At 38.6% G+C, this 16,468-nt stretch carries 17 protein-coding genes; 8 read left to right on the top strand and 9 right to left on the bottom strand.

Features of this window, described 5'->3' with window-relative positions; all coding sequences use genetic code 11:
• Positions 1–235: 235 nt before the first annotated feature.
• The 3 genes from L1283_RS22035 to L1283_RS22025 all read right to left on the bottom strand — a co-directional run bounded on the left by L1283_RS22035 (position 236) and on the right by L1283_RS22025 (position 3,404).
• A complete protein-coding gene (locus tag L1283_RS22035; RefSeq protein ID WP_075992582.1) occupies positions 236–457 on the bottom strand; it encodes a heavy-metal-associated domain-containing protein in 222 nt (73 codons plus the stop codon).
• 142 nt (positions 458–599) lie between these two features.
• Complete coding sequence (locus L1283_RS22030) at positions 600–3,017, bottom strand: heavy metal translocating P-type ATPase (RefSeq protein WP_286849940.1); 2,418 nt, start codon at positions 3,015–3,017, stop codon at positions 600–602.
• Positions 3,018–3,143: 126 nt separating this feature from the next.
• Positions 3,144–3,404, bottom strand: a complete 261-nt coding sequence (locus tag L1283_RS22025; protein WP_286849942.1) for a hypothetical protein — start codon at positions 3,402–3,404, stop codon at positions 3,144–3,146.
• Positions 3,405–3,571: 167 nt separating this feature from the next.
• Between L1283_RS22025 and L1283_RS22020 the strand changes: the two genes are divergently transcribed.
• From L1283_RS22020 to L1283_RS22005, 4 genes are all read left to right on the top strand, one after another.
• The gene (locus tag L1283_RS22020) at positions 3,572–3,712 is read left to right on the top strand and encodes a hypothetical protein (protein ID WP_157698451.1); all 141 of its coding nucleotides are present in this window, start codon (positions 3,572–3,574) and stop codon (positions 3,710–3,712) included.
• Between the two features lie 145 nt (positions 3,713–3,857).
• Positions 3,858–4,001 carry a hypothetical protein gene (locus tag L1283_RS22015; protein WP_286849945.1) on the top strand — a complete coding sequence of 48 codons (144 nt, stop codon included), beginning with the start codon at positions 3,858–3,860 and terminating at the stop codon, positions 3,999–4,001.
• 87 nt (positions 4,002–4,088) lie between these two features.
• Positions 4,089–4,457 (top strand): hypothetical protein, encoded by a 369-nt coding sequence (locus tag L1283_RS22010; protein ID WP_075992579.1) that lies wholly within the window; start codon positions 4,089–4,091, stop codon positions 4,455–4,457.
• A gap of 12 nt (positions 4,458–4,469) precedes the next feature.
• Positions 4,470–7,580 carry a lantibiotic dehydratase gene (locus tag L1283_RS22005; RefSeq protein WP_312352731.1) on the top strand — a complete coding sequence of 1,037 codons (3,111 nt, stop codon included), beginning with the start codon at positions 4,470–4,472 and terminating at the stop codon, positions 7,578–7,580.
• Here L1283_RS22005 and L1283_RS22000 read toward each other — a convergent pair.
• The gene (locus L1283_RS22000; RefSeq protein ID WP_286849215.1) at positions 7,550–8,254 is read right to left on the bottom strand and encodes a LytR/AlgR family response regulator transcription factor; all 705 of its coding nucleotides are present in this window, start codon (positions 8,252–8,254) and stop codon (positions 7,550–7,552) included. The genes L1283_RS22005 and L1283_RS22000 overlap by 31 nt on opposite strands.
• Positions 8,255–8,282: 28 nt before the next feature.
• Positions 8,283–9,392 carry a sensor histidine kinase gene (locus L1283_RS21995; protein ID WP_157698450.1) on the bottom strand — a complete coding sequence of 370 codons (1,110 nt, stop codon included), beginning with the start codon at positions 9,390–9,392 and terminating at the stop codon, positions 8,283–8,285.
• A 491-nt stretch (positions 9,393–9,883) separates the two neighbouring features.
• On the opposite strand from L1283_RS21995, the gene L1283_RS21990 reads away from it, so the two are divergent.
• From L1283_RS21990 to L1283_RS21980, 3 genes are all read left to right on the top strand, one after another.
• Positions 9,884–10,336, top strand: a complete 453-nt coding sequence (locus L1283_RS21990) for a DinB family protein (protein ID WP_088161520.1) — start codon at positions 9,884–9,886, stop codon at positions 10,334–10,336.
• 284 nt (positions 10,337–10,620) lie between these two features.
• Positions 10,621–11,091 carry an OsmC family protein gene (locus tag L1283_RS21985; protein WP_286849218.1) on the top strand — a complete coding sequence of 157 codons (471 nt, stop codon included), beginning with the start codon at positions 10,621–10,623 and terminating at the stop codon, positions 11,089–11,091.
• Between the two features lie 135 nt (positions 11,092–11,226).
• Positions 11,227–12,462 carry a TCR/Tet family MFS transporter gene (locus L1283_RS21980; protein WP_333888926.1) on the top strand — a complete coding sequence of 412 codons (1,236 nt, stop codon included), beginning with the start codon at positions 11,227–11,229 and terminating at the stop codon, positions 12,460–12,462.
• Positions 12,463–12,553: 91 nt separating this feature from the next.
• Here the strand turns inward: L1283_RS21980 and L1283_RS21975 are convergent, their stop codons facing one another.
• The 3 genes from L1283_RS21975 to L1283_RS21965 form a co-directional block, all read right to left on the bottom strand.
• Positions 12,554–13,123 carry a Crp/Fnr family transcriptional regulator gene (locus tag L1283_RS21975; protein ID WP_088161518.1) on the bottom strand — a complete coding sequence of 190 codons (570 nt, stop codon included), beginning with the start codon at positions 13,121–13,123 and terminating at the stop codon, positions 12,554–12,556.
• Between the two features lie 70 nt (positions 13,124–13,193).
• On the bottom strand, positions 13,194–13,376 hold the full coding sequence (locus L1283_RS21970; protein WP_286849222.1) for an SIP domain-containing protein: 183 nt from the start codon (positions 13,374–13,376) through the stop codon (positions 13,194–13,196).
• Between the two features lie 80 nt (positions 13,377–13,456).
• Positions 13,457–13,762, bottom strand: coding sequence for a 3,4-dihydroxy-2-butanone-4-phosphate synthase (locus tag L1283_RS21965; RefSeq protein ID WP_312352733.1), 306 nt, complete (start codon positions 13,760–13,762; stop codon positions 13,457–13,459).
• Between the two features lie 322 nt (positions 13,763–14,084).
• Here L1283_RS21965 and L1283_RS21960 point away from each other — a divergent pair, with 322 nt between their 5' ends.
• Complete coding sequence (locus L1283_RS21960; RefSeq protein WP_286851066.1) at positions 14,085–15,320, top strand: MFS transporter; 1,236 nt, start codon at positions 14,085–14,087, stop codon at positions 15,318–15,320.
• A 115-nt stretch (positions 15,321–15,435) separates the two neighbouring features.
• On the opposite strand, the gene L1283_RS21955 is transcribed toward L1283_RS21960, so the two are convergent.
• Positions 15,436–16,305: a pirin family protein gene (locus L1283_RS21955; RefSeq protein WP_145330530.1), complete on the bottom strand. Its 870-nt coding sequence runs from the start codon at positions 16,303–16,305 to the stop codon at positions 15,436–15,438.
• Positions 16,306–16,468: the final 163 nt, after the last annotated feature.

Here is a 16,468-nt window from a genome sequence, read left to right as displayed (position 1 = left end):
TTTATCATGGCGGTGTGTTATAATTTTGCAATTTAAATATAGCAACTTTGCTATATCCAAACACCGCCACTTTTTAAACGTTTAGGACGCAAGTGAAAATGGATAAAAAGGAAACCCCAAATTTAAAACTAGTAAAATTGAGCTCAGTTTCGTCTCATAATTATACTTCATAAAAACACCCTAAAAGTTTTGTCCAGCTTTTAGGGTGTGATGCTTCTATAGATTTATGGAACAATTATGCGGAGTAGGTCACTGCATTAAAACCCTTCTTCTTGATAATTTCAATTATTTCTTCTTCCGAAACGCCTTCAGATTTTACAGTCAGAATTTTGTCTGCATTTGTGGTGTCAACATTCCATTCACAGATACCGTCCACACTATCCAGATCTGCACTTACTTTGGATACACATCCCCCACAAGTGAGGTTTGTTTTGAATTGAAGTTCTTTGCTTTCCATGTTGTATAATTTTAATGTTATTAATCTATTTAATTATCTGTACAAATATCCCTTTAATTCAATTGGCTATACTTATAGTTTTTCTATTTTGTTTTATAATATTTATCGTTTAAAACACGGTCTACAGCTTAACCATCGGTAGCTATTTTTTCCAGCGAAGCCGCAAGCTATTACTGACAACACTTACACTGCTCAATGCCATTGCAGCTCCAGCTATCATCGGGTTTAAAAGGAAACCATTGAATGGATACAGAATGCCTGCAGCGAGGGGAATTCCAATTAAATTATAAATAAATGCCCAAAACAAGTTTTGCTTAATTGTTGCGACCGTTTGTTTCGAAAGTCGAATTGCCTGGGGTATCTTCGTCAAATCAGAAGAAATAATTGTCATTTTCGCTACATCCATTGCAATATCACTTCCTTTTCCCATTGCAATACTGACATCCGCTGTTGCTAAGGCTGTACTATCATTAATACCGTCCCCAACCATAGCGACCACCTGCCCCCTTTGCTGCAATTCCTTAACAAAATCAGCTTTGTGTTCTGGCAACACCTCGGCTTTGTAATGCTGAATCCCTGTTTCCGCAGCGATGGCCCTCGCTGTAGCCTCGTTGTCACCAGTCAGCATATATAGTTCAATTCCCATTGCTTGCATCTCCTTGATTGCACGTACAGAAGTTTCCTTAATCTGGTCCGCAATGGCAATTACAGCTAATGCAGTATGACTATTGGCAAACCAGATCACTGTTTTCGATTGATTTCCCCATTGAGTAGCATGTTCCGTCAATTCTGTCGAAATTGTAATCCTATTTTCATCCAACAACCTCCGATTCCCTACATAGTAAGTTTCGATTCCTTCACTGCCTTTTACCCCCTTCCCCGTAATACTTTCGATAAAGGATATTGGAGTAACTTTCACATCATTAAAATACCCTACAACAGCTTCTGCCAATGGATGTTCTGACTGTTTCTCCAAGCTTAACAGGATACCTTTCAAATTATCTTCATTATTTTCCCAATACACGTCAGTAACAACAGGTTTTCCCTCCGTAATGGTACCGGTTTTATCCAAAACAACTGCACTTACCTTTTTGGCCAGCTCCAGACTTTCCGCATCCTTAATTAAAATGCCCCGTTCAGCTCCCTTACCCACTCCAACCATGATCGCTGTAGGAGTTGCTAAACCTAGTGCACAAGGACACGCAATAACTAAAACCGTTACTGCCGCCAACAAACCCTGTACCAGATGGTTTTCTCCATCTAAAGTAAACCACAGTAGAAAAGTTAAAATAGCAATACCAATGACAACAGGAACGAATACACCAGCAATTCGATCGACCAGTTTTTGTACAGGAGCCTTACTTCCCTGTGCATCCTGTACCATTTTAATGATCTGTGCAAGCATTGTTTCCCGCCCAACTTTTGTAGCTTTGAACTGAAAACTTCCCTTTTGATTGATCGTCCCTGCAAATACCTGTTCATTTCCCGTTTTTAAAACCGGGACCGGCTCTCCGCTTAACATACTTTCGTCAACATAGGAATTTCCACTGATAACAACACCATCGACAGCGATCTTCTCCCCTGGTTTTACCAAAATGATATCGCCGGTATGAACGGCTTCTATAGGAACCTGACGCTCTACTCCATCCGATTGAATGACCATAACCGTCTTCGGCTGCAACCCCATTAGCTTTTTAATGGCAGATGAGGTGTTACCTTTGGCCTTTTCCTCCAGCAATTTACCCAATAAAATAAAAGCAATGACAACTGAGGCGGCCTCAAAATATACATGTGCATGCAAGCCACGTTGATGCCAAAATTCAGCAAAGAGCATATTAAATACGCTAAAGATGTAGGCTATCCCCGTGCTCAACGCAACAAGTGTATCCATATTGGCCGAGCGGTGTTTCGCTTGTTTCCACGCATTGACAAAAAAGTCCTTACCTAGCCAAAGAACTACGGGTGTAGAAAACAGCCACATAATAGGATTTGCGTACGGCATATCCATAAAGAACATACCAATTACAACTACGGGAAGCGATAGCAATACTGCCCATCGTGTTTTGATTTTAAGCTTATGAAATTTAGCTGCGTGAATAGCCTCCAATGTTTCCTGCTGTGTAGATTCATCTTCGATTAATAAATCATAGCCACCAGCCTGGACTGCTTTCTGAATTTTTAAATGATCCGTAATATTAGGCAAATATTCAACTGTAAGATTTCCAGTTGCAAAATTTACAGACGCATTGACAACCCCTTGTTCATATTTCGCCATACTTTCGGCGCTACTGGCACATGAGGCGCAAGTCATCCCAAGAACTGGAAATGTTTTGGTCAATGTAGAAACACCATAACCAAGATCTTTGATCGTCTTTACACTGCTAACGACCGCTTCACTATCTTTAGGTACGATAGCAGCTCTATGGTTATTCAATTCCACCCGATAGCTCGTCAAGCCTTTGACCTGAGCTAGTCCTTTTTCGACAATTGAAGCACAATGTTCGCTTTCAACATCTTCTAAAGGTAGATAAACCGTATCTTTATAAATATCTGTCGCCATAACTGATTGTTTTATTTTACACAACAAATTTGGCAACAAATAACATCGAAATCATTACACAATTAGGGAATTGATTTGTAATATTTATTCGATAATACGATACGACAGGTTAAACTCAATTCTTCTTTAGCTTTCCACTTCCTCAACAAAACCATAGATAATATAATCACCGCGCTCTTCGAGTTTAATCGTTTCCATTCCACTCCAGTCGGATGCATTGGTATTTTCATCGATAAAATTTTGAATTCTGTCAAATGCGACACCAATCTTTGTTTTCCCATCGGCATAGATCTGATATTTCGCAGAGGTCTGCCAGCTTACTTTTTTTCTAAATAACCGTAAACCTTCTCTTTTCAAAAAACTGTGCATTTCATTCGATAAATTCATATTCTCATTTGTTTTACGCGCTCACACTACTCACCTATTTATTTGGCAGATGCTTTTCTGGTCAAGGACTTACCTCAAGCCTTCTCATTAGTTTATCTATTTACGCAACACGGTTTTAATGGCTAAAGAAATGGTTTTTCGCTGCTAAAATAGATAGCCCTAAAATAATGAACCTGATAGAATCCTACAATAATGCCGTCACTATTTCATCGTACTCAAATGCTATTTTGTCGAATTTTCCAACAGCATACGATGGACCTTCTTTCAATGCTGATTATAATCTAGCAGACGATTTGAACAGCATCTAATACACGGCGAACAGAAATAGGAACAGGCGCTATTTTTTCGTCGAATAGATTCTTTAGTTCGTCCGATTCATTTTCAATTCTGTCGATATTTTTCGTTGTTCTTTTCCATAGAAAGCACATTTGTTTACAATTTAAACGTATAACTATGGAAAACATTGAAAATTTTTTAGCGGAGGATTTTGTATTGGATGTACAAAATGTCTGCGTGGTCGAACCGATCTCATTTTTTGATTTTGATGATATGGAACTGGTAACTATTAAGACAGTTACATCTTCAAAAGTAATATAAAAGAGGATAATGCTGTGAGGGCGTTCTGGTAGGCGCCTTTACAGCAATCGTCTTTATTGCCTACTAAATAAAAAAAGAACCGAGTATATGACTTCACCCAAGCTTAAATGTATTCTTATTGAGGATGAACCCTTGGCGACAAAAAAAATAGTTGAATACATTCACATGTTTCCAGATCTTCAATTGATAAAGATGGTTGAAGACATTGAAAATCCAGCATTATTTAGTCATGATCTAAAATCTGCAGACATCCTATTCCTCGATCTCATTGTTAGCGGCGGTAATATTAATACACTTGCCGAATTGATCGCCGATATTCCTATCCTGATCATAACGTCCGCTGTGTCACGCTGGCATTATCCGGAATTTATCAAAAACAGAAAGCATTTTGCACTACAAAAACCAATTTCGCCCGAAATGTTTCAGTCCTGTATAAAACAAGTCATGCAATACTAGTCCTACTAATTCATGTCATTATTCCACTTATCCGATTATTTTCTTCTGCGCACGCCGCTGCTTCCAGCTGCATTTGCCGTTGATCTTTTAACGATAAAAGAGAGACATGAAATAGAAGAAAAACTTCGTCATTTGTTTCAAAATGAGCAATTAAAAGAAGCCCTATTTCTGGCAAGCCCTGCCTTCTCAGTAGAAGTTCAAAAATGGCTTGAATACAAGAAAGAGAGCAGCTCAAAAATGATCGCTTCACTACTCAAATATGCGATTAGGATGAGCACTAGAAGTACGCCTTTCGGTTTATTCGCAGGGGTATCTTTTGGGAACATTGCCGTCTCCGAAAAAAAGGTATCGTTAATTAGGGCTAATGCGAATAAAGCTGTATTAAAACTGGATGCCACCATTTTGACAGGAATTATTGAACAGCTATCAAAAGATAAAAGAATTTACAGTCAACTCTATTATCGTATCAATCCGACCTTATACTTAGATGGTAAATATTACAAATATTATCAAAAAGTGTCAAATGGGAAGAAAGGACAGCATATCCTGAAACGCATAAGGCTTACCCCAGTTTTGGATCGAGTCATCCAACACTTTGAACGTAATAAGAGAACCAGCCACTATCAATCATTAATCGATCTGCTGCAAGGTCTTGGAGCATCAACAACGCATGCGCCCCTATTCGTCAATAACCTCATCAGCCTTGGAATCATATCTTCTGAATTACAGCCCAATGTAATTGGCCGAGGTTATCTGGATAGCCTGATAACGACGCTTGAAAGAGTGGATAAGGCGGAAAATTATTTAAATCCTTTATTAACGATAAAAAGATGGCTTCATAGTTCTCAATCTGTCATTGAGATCCGAACCGCCATCCTTAAATTATTGCAGCCTTTGGCTCCAGATCTCGATATGACCAATTCGTTACAGGGGGATCTCCTCATGGGGATGGAAGAAAATAATTTATCAGATACCGCATTAAATCACATAAGAGATCAATTTCAGGATTTACTACCACTTTGCAGCCAGGCTAAGTTAACAGATTTTGACCAGTTTAGAGCTGCGTTCTCTGTTAAATATGAAGATAGAATGGTCCCGCTAACGACAGCTCTAGACCCCGATATTGGGATTGCTTACGGACGTCAAGAAGGTGTTTACAATATAACGGATGAAATACTCGGGGATGTTAAAAACATCACTCCGACGGGCGAAAAAAAATATGGGGACCACCATTATCAAGATCTGGTCATTGAAAAATTTGTAGCAAGTGTAAAAAATCAATTCACCGAAATTCGGCTGACCGGCAAAGATCTAGATCATATCGCTAAACAGCGTAAACAAACAGCTCATACTATCCCTTCTTCATTCTATGCCATCGGCAATCTCCTTAGAAGTTCATGTCAGGAAAATTTATTCTTCAATCTAGGTACTATTGGTGGTTCGTCATCAGGAAACTTAATTTCCAGATTTGCACATTTGGATGAAGAATTGCATAACAAATTAAAAGAATCGGCCAACAAAGAGCAACAGCAGTTTCCCAATGCAATACTTGCCGAGATTTGTCATTACCCAGACAATAATGCTGGTAATATAATTTATAGACCTGCGCTGCGAAAGACATCAATTTGTCTAAGCCCAACAATCGACGAAGAACAAGAGCAAATTGATGTTAATGACTTATACCTGTTCCTTAAAGAACAGCGTCTAATCTTGTGGTCCAAGAAATTCAATAAAATGGTTATCCCCCGTTTGACGACGGCCCACAATTTTGAACAAGGTATGAATATTTATAAGTTTCTCGCAGATTTTCAGTTCCAAAATAATAGGTTGGATCTTTCCTGGAATTGGGGAATTATGAAAGAGCAGCAGAGGCTCCCAAGAATAAGCTACAAAAATATTATCTTGTCTAGAGCCCAGTGGCGAATTCAAAAAATAGCGAAATACCCCAGCAACCCTCAGGCTTTCATAAAAAATATACAAGCGGAGTTAGCAATCCCTGCAATGGTCATCATCAGCAGCGGCGATAATGAACTGTTGATAAATTTAGACAATCCTTTTTGCATAGAAATCATATTGGATCATATGTGCAAAAGAGAGACCATATTAACAGAATATATCCTGAATGACTATTCATCAATAGCCAGGGATAAAGATGGACATATTTTTGCCAACGAAATCATTATTCCAATAGAATCACAACAGGAGACTTTCACAAATGAATCAGCTCCGCAAGACAATAACCTAAAAAGATGCTTCCCTTTGGGCAGTGAATGGCTTTACGCCAAGATCTATTGTGGTTTACATTTTGCAGACACCTTGTTAAAGGAAGTTTTCCCCATTATCGTAGAGACAATTAGTCAACAAAATGTCCTAAAAAAATGGTTTTTTATACGGTACAACGATCCATCGCCCCACATTAGGTTTAGAGTTGAGCTTTCAGATCCAAGCCAGTATTATTTCGTTATATCCACGCTTAATACCCTATTGGAACAGTTTATTAAAGACGGCCAGATATCAACGCTATCCTTTGACACTTATACACGGGAGATTGAACGCTATACCCCATTTTGTATGGAACTTAGTGAGGAGCTATTCTATCAACAGAGCGAAACGGTACTGAAGGTTATCCAACAAAGTACTTCAATCAATGATCGATGGCGCCTGGCTTTCGAAAATATTGAGTCACTATTAGAAGCTGCAAAATTTACACTGATCGAGAAAAGAGATTTCTGCCTACAGATGAATACCCTTTATCAGCAAGAATTTGATAATAATAAAAACCTTTGGATTCATCTCAACAATAAGTTTAAAGAGAAAAAAGACTGGTTCGACAAACCTTTAGACAACCTAGAAGAATCGAAAAAGAAACTAAATGCACTTCAATACAGCATATTTAACACCTTACAGAGCCATAACGAGCAAGATGAATTCAAGTCGGCTCGGACATCGTTACTATCAAGCTACATTCATATGTTTATTAATCGATTGTTCATGTCTGATCAACGCTTACATGAACTTGCCGTTTACCACTTTATGGTTGGCTATTATAAAATGCAAATTGGGAAACAGAAAGAACGTATGAATCCGATAAATTATAGGAGTCCCATCTTCGCGAAAAGTTGATTACGATATTGTAAACCTATACCGAGTTCTGTCCCATTTTTCAGAATGACTTTACTTGCCTCAACACCCTTGATCTGTTTGATATTGACAATATAGGACCGGTGCATACGAGCAAACATATCCCAAGGCAGTTCTGCTTCCATATCTTTCATGGTAGACAGCAACGTTTGCATACCTTCTAACGTATAAATTTGAATGTAATCCCCCCAGGCTTTTAGATAGAAAATATCCGCCGGATCTATAAAAATAGTTTTGTTCCGATCCTTTATCTTAATCGCCTTTCTTTCACCCTGTGGGCCCCTTCTAGAAAACAAAATTGCCTTTTGGACTTTTTCAATTGCCTTGATCAAGCGCTCTTCCGTCAGGAGTGGCTTTAAGATATAATCGATCACATCCAGCTCAAATCCATCGACCGCATACTCATAATGCCCAGTTATAAAAACAACAAATGGTGGATGAGCAAGTCCTTTGAGAAAGGTAATTCCGTCCATTTCAGGCATATCTATATCCGACAAAATGAGATCTACCTCGTGCTGCCTTAAAATGTCAATTGCTTGCAATGGGCTCTCGAATACACCCAATATTTCGATCAGGCCTAATTTGGAAACTAATTTCTCCAGGCGACCTCTCGCAATAGGCTCATCTTCAATAAGGATAGTTTTAATTCTATTCATAAGTACTTCGCAACCCGTTGCTTTGGTGCTACGGCTCTGTTTCCGAATGTAAAGTTACAACAAGATTAACACTAAATACACCCTCCTGCGACTTTATTTCCAAATTGTGATTATGAGGATAATGAAGTTCCAGTCGTTTTTTTACATTTTCTATCCCTAATCCGCCGATATAATTTTCTGGTTTTGAAAGTTCTCTATACGCATTAGCCACGTGCATATACACCTTGTCATCCGCAACCTTAATGTCTACGGATATCCATCCCGCCGAAGAACTTAACCGAGGTCCGTGTTTGAATGCATTTTCCACAAACGGAAAAAAGATCAAAGGAACAATCATGCTGTTTTCGTCCTCGGCCACCAAATTTAGATTGATCTGCACGGTCTCGCTATAGCGTAACTTTTCCAATTCAACATAATCCTTTAGCAATTGAAATTCGCGACTAATTTCGATCCTGGGTTGATTACTTTCATGCAGTAAATACACCATAATACTACTTAAACGCATCATACTTTCGCCGCCTCGTTCATCATGATCAGATACCAGCACATAGATGCTATAAAGTGTATTAAGTAAAAAATGTGGATTAATCTGGTATTTTAGAAAGGCAAGTTCCAATTGGACATTGTTCAATTCTAATGCTGAATTTTTCAATTCGAGTTTCATTTTTGAATTTCTGACAGACATAAATGCCTGTACAATTTTTACAGTCAATGGCAGCGCCACCAAAAAAATAAAATCCAACAAATAATCGCTAATGGAAGAAAGGCGAAAAGCACCAAAGATTCCTTGACTTAATATTATTTCAAGATAGCTTGACAGGCGAACATCTGGTGTTAGATATTTCAACGTTAATAGGGCAGCAAAGTAACTTAGAAACGACCACCAGGCGTAAATAAACAACAACCATAATATACATAATACAAACTTCCCTGGAATAAACCACCGCGGAATGATGATATATGCTGTCACATAAAATATTGTCAACAAAGAAAAGACGTCCTTTACAAACAAAATCCAGGAATTATCAATATCTATCCGCTGATAGGAAATGAATTGCATTCCCAAAACCAAAAACCAAAAACACAAATGAAGAATAATACGTTTCCCCGTATTGTAATTTTGGAAAAACCTGTTCATAGATAGCATACTTTTCAATAATATCAGTCTAATATAATGATATCCTTTAGTTTGTGGTAGTCTGACTTATCAAGTGATAACGCAAAAAGACATTTCTGCGACAAAAAACAACCACCTATAACGCTAACAATCTGAATATATCCAAATTAGGATCTGAGCAAATCAAAAAAATAGCATTACGCTCAAAACAATAAAATTGTAACAAATATATTGCTTTAAAATGAATACGATTTTTAGCGTGCACTCAACAGCTAGTTCATCCAGCAAATAAAGTAATTTGCTAATTTATCAATATAGAATAGCGTTATCTCTAATTTCAATTAAGTTGGTAATTTTCAAAACTTACCTACTAAGGTAAATATAATGCGTAGCGATCACTAAAATGTCTATTTACATAACATAAATTGTCCATAATTGAAGGCTCTGCAAAAAAAAGTTATTGCGATCTTCCGTATATTTAATTTTACAGAACCCACATAAACAACAATTAGATGTCAACTACTTTTATGCAGCTTTGGTTATATAATAACTGGGCCAATACAACACTACTGGATAAACTGAAAAGTGAAGGCGAAAATGTACCTCATTCTTGCATACGGCTCTTTAGCCATATTGTCAATGCTCAGATTATTTGGTTAAGTCGATTAACTGGTGAAAAACCACCTGTTGGTGTTTGGGATGAGCACAGTATCATCGATTGCCAAAGGTATCACGATTTAGCTTCAGAAGGATTTGGGCAGCAGATTCAGCGCAGAAATGATATAGAGGATGAAATTATCAATTATACAAACACACAGCATCAGGCTTTTCATAATAAGGCCAACGACATTCTGTTACACGTCTTTAATCATGGCACCTATCACAGGGCGCAAATAGCAAGCGAAATGCGGAAAAATGGTATTGAACCTATCAACACAGATTATATCACTTTTGTTCGCACATAACAGTACTGTAATCAGACGCCACTGTAGTCTGATTACAAAAGAAGAAGTTTTATTCAAATGCCGATTTGCTCCAAACGATAAATATCATGCTGGATCAATCCTTCCGTAAGGTAATAAAAGGAATACCCTAGGACATACTCGTTTTCAACCAGATAATGGTCGCTTTGATTTTTAAGCAGTTCTATTAAAATTTTGATCTAGTCGATTCGACCTATCCTACACATCTTGCAATTGGCGGACTAGACCCTCTATAATATTGGAGAATACCTTAACTTTGAAACAAAATGAGTTACAAACATATCTTTAAAGCGACCTTAACATGGAACCATCCTGAACAGCCTAGTGCTGTGGGTTCAAAAATTTATACAAAGAGCCATCACATCGCGATCGAAGGCAAAGCTGACCTGCAAGTTTCCGCAGCAAAAGCATTCAAGGGTGACCCCGTATTGTACAATCCGGAAGATTTGCTGCTTAGCAGTCTGATTTCTTGCCACATGATGTCCTATTTATACGTCTGCTCGAAAAATGGCATCGAGATTTTATCCTATACGGACAATGCTATCGCTACCCTCGAAACGGATGGAGATGGAAGTGGTCGTTTTACGGAAGTTATATTACACCCCGAGGTTCTCATCACAGATGAATCCCAGATAGAACTTGCTTTATCCTTACATGCCCAAGCAAATAAACTGTGTTTTATTGCGAATTCATGTAATTTTACTGTGCTGCACCATCCCCAATGTCAAGCGATCTAATCATACCTAGACGTTCTATCGAAAGAAAAAAGCCTCTTGTTTTCGGTTTGTTAACACAACCGAAAATATAACACGCAGCAAAAATTCGTAATTAAATAACAAACAAGTTTTTAAGGATTTCATTACTTTTGAATCATGATGGAAAATTCCAAGAAAAAAGCAGCAATCGGATTCATATTTATTACACTACTAATCGATATTACGGGTTGGGGAATCATTATTCCAGTCGTCCCTAAACTTATCGAGGAATTGATTCATAGCGACATAAGTGAAGCGGCAAAATATGGCGGCTGGCTCGGCTTTGCCTACGCTTTCACACAATTCATCTGTTCTCCCGTCGTTGGTAACCTCAGTGATAAATATGGCAGAAGGCCAATTATTTTGATCTCACTTTTTGGGTTTGCTGTAGACTACATCTTTCTTGCCCTCGCGCCAACTATAGGTTGGTTATTCTTAGGACGCGTTATCGCCGGATTGACAGGTGCTAGTTTTACAACGGCAAGTGCTTATATCGCCGATATATCTACGGATGAAGATCGGGCAAAGAACTTTGGCTTGATAGGCGCTGCATTTGGTCTTGGCTTTATCATCGGCCCAGTTATCGGCGGTCTACTCGGTCACTATGGTGCCAGGGTTCCCTTTTATGCGGCCGCAGGACTGTGTATGCTAAACTTCCTGTATGGCTATTTTATCTTACCTGAGAGCTTAGATAAAGAAAAACGTAGAGCTTTTGAATGGAAACGCGCAAATCCAATTGGATCCTTTAAGTTTCTTGGAAAACATCCAGAAATATCCGGATTAATCGTTGCCTTAATTTTAATATATATCGCAGGCCATGCAGTTCAAAGTAACTGGAACTTCTTCACCATGTATAAATTCGACTGGACAGAAAGAATGGTGGGTATCTCATTAGGTGTTATTGGATTATTGATTGGATTGGTTCAGGGCGTTTTAATTCGATGGACAACGCCCAAACTTGGTGAACAAAAAAGCATTTTCTATGGATTGACCCTGTATGCTATTGGACTACTGTTATTCTCGTTTGCAAGCGAAGGATGGATGATGTTCGTCTTCCTTATCCCCTATTGCTTGGGTGGTATTTGTGGACCAGCTCTTCAGTCTGTTATTACAAAAAATGTTCCTTCAAACGAACAGGGTGAACTTCAAGGTGCACTAACAAGCTTAATGAGTGCAACATCGATTATTGGTCCACCGATGATGACAAACCTATTTTATTATTTCACCCATGACAAAGCACCATTTAAATTTTCTGGCGCGCCGTTTTTCTTAGCATTTATCCTGATGACGATTAGTGTGATCATTGTCTATAATGCTTCTCGCAAAAGGAGAAATCAGCAAATAAATCTTTAGACCTGATTGATCAGTCTGCACTATTTTCATCTATCTTCCTCTAAAACTCAACTGGCCTATGCAGTTCTTAAATGCATAGGCCAGTTGAGTTTTAGAGCTTTGACTTTAAACGGCTCAATGTCTCCTGTGAAATATTCAGATAGGAAGCAACTATTCTATTGGACAGCCTTCTGACAACCATTGGATTTTCATCCAACAATAAACGATATTTTTCAAGGGCATCTTGCATTAAAAATGACATCAGACGCTTTGTATTTGTCACATAGGCAATTTCCAAATAGAGACGGTAGAACTTCTCCCACTGTGGAATAAGGTCCAACAAATGATAAAAATCCTTATGACTTATATAGTAGATTTCAGTAGGTTCCAAAGCCTGAATAAATTCTTCAGACTCTTCTCCTGTAATAAAACTAACTAATGCGGTTGCAAACTGATTCTCAAAGGCAAAGTAGCGTGTTGCTTCTTGTCCAGACTCATTTATAAAAAAAATACGTAAACACCCCTTGGTCACGAAAAATGAGCGTTGGCTTATTTCACCATTGGCCAACAAAAACTCATTTTTCTTTAGCTTTAAAGGCTTAAAATAGGAGCCTATTAGATGTAATTCATCTTCTGTTACCGTAATTTTACTCGTGATATAGGATATCAATAGCTCATCCATTTTAATTGCTGTTCTAAATTAATTTCCAGCAAAACTAATAAAATTGGATTAACAGAAACTAATTTAAGAACTAGATCGGCTCATTTAAATTCGTAAGTTCACTTTCTGCATGCCCCGCTCTCCAATATGCACAGGTATATAGGTCTTGTGAAGTCCTCCCCTTTTCCTCCCGAAAGTAATGACGTAATTCTTTCACAATGGCATACTCCGCAGCAATAAAGATATAGCTCGTTTGATCATCCGCCCTGCTCATCGGTTAAATCAAATATTACCCGGATAAGATGTGGTGTAAGGTACTCTTTTCGGCCAACGCGGAATACCGATCTTATTTTTTTAGTGTTTGTCTGATTCATATACTGTTTTTCGATAATTACTATTTAGCTTTCTATAGGTAATAATATCCTCAATAGATAATACGGTAAGATTATGTTTCAGTCCGAATGTTGAGACCTCATTCAAACGCGCCATTGTCCCATCCTCATTCATCAATTCACATAAGACAGCCATCGGTTCTAAACCCGCCATAAGCATCAAATCGATACTGCCTTCTGTATGACCATCGCCCCCCAATACTCCGTTCGCGTGCGCCCGCAAGGGAAAGATATGACCTGGGCGAACAAGGTCCCCCGGCTTGTAAATCCATTAATGCTTTTTCTACCCTTGCTATGGGATCATCCCCAAACATTGTTAACAAATTTCTCATATCATTCTATATTATCCTGCCTCTTTACGAATAACAGAGGCCGGCTTATTTGATGACAAAGATTTATCCATGAAAAACAATAAACATTGACTTAAGTCAAAAAACAGAAAAACAAAAATGGCGCTCAACATTCAATTATTTCAAATCTAAAGCATCTTTAAACACACAAAACTTCAATTCTTCAATTCATGGATCGAATTCTTCAATTCCTCCATTACTGATCGCTGTAAATTTGCAGCCAAGGAAATAAAATTCAAAATGACACATACAACAGACATAACAAATCAAAACATAGAGCTTCACGTAAACTTAAAGCGGGATACACCAGTACTTACGAAGCCTCTTTTATGGCTTATTACCCTGACAACTGGAATAGTAGTCGGCAACAACTATTATAATCAACCGCTTTTGGGATTGATGGCGAAAGACTTTCACGTTAGTGAAGCTGCAATTAGTATGATCGCTATGCTCACCCAGATCGGTTTTGCAACAGGGCTACTCTTTATCGTTCCTTTGGGAGATATGATAAAAAGAAAGAAATTAATATTATCAATTTTTCTACTTATCATAGCCTCCTTATTGGCAATGGTCTTCGCTCCCAGCCTCGAGCTGCTTTATATCGCAAGCTTTATGGTTGGATTTAGCTCAGTCGTTCCCCAAATGCTCGTCCCCCTTACGGCCGAACTTGCTACTCCCGAAAAACGCAATTCTTCAATCGGAATGGTCATGAGTGGCTTACTATTAGGTATTCTGCTCTCCCGCGTCGCAGCAGGATTTATTGGCGATATCTGGGGATGGCAAGCGATCTATTATATAGCGATAGCGTTAATGGTTCTATTCATGTTATTATTAGCTTTCGCACTCCCCGATGTGAATCCGACATTTCAAGGAAGTTATCTACAATTAATGCACTCATTGATCCATCTGACAAAAACTCAACCGGTATTACGGCTATCTGCACTCAGAGGTGCCCTAGGTTTTGCGGGATTCAGTGCTTTTTGGATTACATTAGTATTTCATTTACAGGAAGCTCCTTTCCACGCGGGGTCCGCTGTAGCCGGATCCTTCGGATTAATAGGGGCTGTTGGCGCTCTAGCAGCAGCATTGCTAGGCCAGATTTCAACGCGTGTTTCTACGTATACCGTTATTCTTGGTTCCATATGTATCCTGCTATTGAGCTGGATTGTATTCTACATCGGGGGGAATAGCTATACCGGATTAATAACTGGCGTAATCTTAATTGACCTGGGTTTACAATCAATGCATATCAGCAATCAATCTGCTTTCTTTGCCTTAAATCTAGGGGCAACCAACCGACTAAATACAGTCTATATGTTTAGTTACTTTGCGGGTGGATCATTGGGTAGTTACTTGGCCTCGCTCGCTTGGAAATACTTTCAATGGAATGGCGTGGTATTGACAGGCTTTTGTTGTACACTACTGGTTCTCATCATCCATATCTGCTACGACAGACGGCCAAAAAACTTTTCTTAGTCGTTGAACACCATAATCTAAAGAAAAGCTAGTTAACAGAAAATCTTCTATATGATGATATCCATTCATGGCCTACATGTTATAAATGTAGGCCATGAATGAAAACTTATTTCATTTATTCAAGTACGCCAAACTTGCCAGCCTGAAAATCTTCAAAAGCTTGGTAAATCTCTGCCTGTGTATTCATTACAAATGGGCCATAGCTCACGATAGGTTCATCAATGGGCTCACCGCTTAACACAAGTAAAACCGCATTTTTTTGGGCCTTTATCGAGATCTCTTCACCATCATGACCAAATAAAACAAAACTATGTTCCTTCGCAAGTTCGCCGTTGACCTCGACCTCCCCATTCACAACCAGCATCGCAGTATTATGATTTTGTGGGACTAAAAAGTTCGTTTCATGTTGCTCCGCCAATTTGATATCAAATAGATTGACAGGCGTATAGGTGTTCGCTGGCCCTACCGTATCCTGAAATTTCCCCGCGATGACATTAACTACCCCTGCGGCGTCAGGCAATAGTACCTTCCCCATCTGATTGGCTGTAATCGCCTGGTAATGTGCCTCCGTTGATTTATCTTTCGCTGGTAAATTAACCCAGAGCTGAACCATTTCAAACAATCCACCTTTTTTTGAAAATTCCTCTTCATGGTATTCTTTATGTAATATACCCGCACCGGCAGTCATCCATTGTACATCACCCGGACGAATAACTCCACTGTTTCCCGAACTGTCGTGATGGGCTACACTGCCTTTGTAGGCGATAGTAACGGTTTCAAATCCCTTATGCGGATGTACATCCACGCCTCTGATATGATCCGAAGGTCCAAAATCAAATGCTGCGTTGAAATCTAGTAAAAGAAATGGACTCATCCTCCTTTGGGAAATCCCATTCCCTGGTATCATATTAAATACACGAAATCCATCCCCTACCATACCCGGTTGAGCTGGACGTTGGAAAATTCTTTCAATTGATTTTTTCATATTATGATCTCCTTTTTTATCGTTCTTGATGAATTTAAGTTGAAGCCCAAATTGATTCACTTCATTTTAAATTGCTATCTCAAAGGTACGACAAGAAGAAGCCTGCTTCCAACAACCTGGATTAAGGCATAAACTTAACCTAGATTAAGTTTATAAGAAAAGA

It is taken from the genome of Sphingobacterium sp. HSC-15S19, assembly GCF_050433745.1.
Taxonomy (GTDB): Bacteria; Bacteroidota; Bacteroidia; order Sphingobacteriales; family Sphingobacteriaceae; genus Sphingobacterium; species Sphingobacterium siyangense.
Note: the sequence above shows the minus strand (reverse complement) of the source record. Positions and strands in the feature narration are given on the sequence as shown.

Excerpts from the sequence above, each read along its gene's own strand:
- L1283_RS22035 (WP_075992582.1), bottom strand. The coding sequence starts at position 457 with ATGGAAAGCAAAGAACTTCAATTCAAAACAAACCTCACTTGTGGGGGA.
- L1283_RS22030 (WP_286849940.1), bottom strand. The coding sequence starts at position 3,017 with ATGGCGACAGATATTTATAAAGATACGGTTTATCTACCTTTAGAAGAT.
- L1283_RS22025 (WP_286849942.1), bottom strand. The coding sequence starts at position 3,404 with ATGAATTTATCGAATGAAATGCACAGTTTTTTGAAAAGAGAAGGTTTA.
- L1283_RS22020 (WP_157698451.1), top strand. The coding sequence starts at position 3,572 with ATGAACCTGATAGAATCCTACAATAATGCCGTCACTATTTCATCGTAC.
- L1283_RS22015 (WP_286849945.1), top strand. The coding sequence starts at position 3,858 with ATGGAAAACATTGAAAATTTTTTAGCGGAGGATTTTGTATTGGATGTA.
- L1283_RS22010 (WP_075992579.1), top strand. The coding sequence starts at position 4,089 with ATGACTTCACCCAAGCTTAAATGTATTCTTATTGAGGATGAACCCTTG.
- L1283_RS22005 (WP_312352731.1), top strand. The coding sequence starts at position 4,470 with ATGTCATTATTCCACTTATCCGATTATTTTCTTCTGCGCACGCCGCTG.
- L1283_RS22000 (WP_286849215.1), bottom strand. The coding sequence starts at position 8,254 with ATGAATAGAATTAAAACTATCCTTATTGAAGATGAGCCTATTGCGAGA.
- L1283_RS21995 (WP_157698450.1), bottom strand. The coding sequence starts at position 9,392 with ATGAACAGGTTTTTCCAAAATTACAATACGGGGAAACGTATTATTCTT.
- L1283_RS21990 (WP_088161520.1), top strand. The coding sequence starts at position 9,884 with ATGTCAACTACTTTTATGCAGCTTTGGTTATATAATAACTGGGCCAAT.
- L1283_RS21985 (WP_286849218.1), top strand. The coding sequence starts at position 10,621 with ATGAGTTACAAACATATCTTTAAAGCGACCTTAACATGGAACCATCCT.
- L1283_RS21980 (WP_333888926.1), top strand. The coding sequence starts at position 11,227 with ATGATGGAAAATTCCAAGAAAAAAGCAGCAATCGGATTCATATTTATT.
- L1283_RS21975 (WP_088161518.1), bottom strand. The coding sequence starts at position 13,123 with ATGGATGAGCTATTGATATCCTATATCACGAGTAAAATTACGGTAACA.
- L1283_RS21970 (WP_286849222.1), bottom strand. The coding sequence starts at position 13,376 with ATGAGCAGGGCGGATGATCAAACGAGCTATATCTTTATTGCTGCGGAG.
- L1283_RS21960 (WP_286851066.1), top strand. The coding sequence starts at position 14,085 with ATGACACATACAACAGACATAACAAATCAAAACATAGAGCTTCACGTA.
- L1283_RS21955 (WP_145330530.1), bottom strand. The coding sequence starts at position 16,305 with ATGAAAAAATCAATTGAAAGAATTTTCCAACGTCCAGCTCAACCGGGT.